Origin of the sequence: Kitasatospora purpeofusca (assembly GCF_000718025.1) — a bacterium.
Classification (GTDB): Bacteria; Actinomycetota; Actinomycetes; order Streptomycetales; family Streptomycetaceae; genus Kitasatospora; species Kitasatospora purpeofusca.
In genome coordinates, this window is record NZ_JODS01000113.1 from 1 (window position 1) to 298 (window position 298).

General features: G+C 77.9%; 1 protein-coding gene. It reads left to right on the forward strand.

Going from position 1 to position 298, the window contains the following annotated elements; translation table 11 throughout:
• Positions 1 to 298, forward strand: a 298-nt coding sequence (locus tag IF01_RS0140975; RefSeq protein ID WP_030398698.1) for an electron transfer flavoprotein subunit alpha/FixB family protein, incomplete at both ends; no start/stop codon positions are given.

Genomic DNA, 298 nt, shown 5'->3' on the forward strand with positions numbered 1-298 from the left:
GGAGGCCGCCCCGGCCGCGGGTGCGGTGGAGGACGTCGCCGTCGCGTTCACCGGCAACGCCGCCAAGGTCGTCTCGCGCACCCCGCGCGTGTCCTCCGGTCGCCCGGAGCTGACCGAGGCCGCCATCGTGGTCTCCGGCGGCCGCGGCGTCGGTGCCGCCGAGGGCTTCGGCGTCGTCGAGGAGCTCGCCGACGTGCTCGGCGCGGCCGTCGGTGCCTCGCGCGCCGCCGTCGACGCCGGCTGGTACCCGCACAGCAGCCAGGTCGGCCAGACCGGCAAGCAGGTCTCCCCGCAGCTC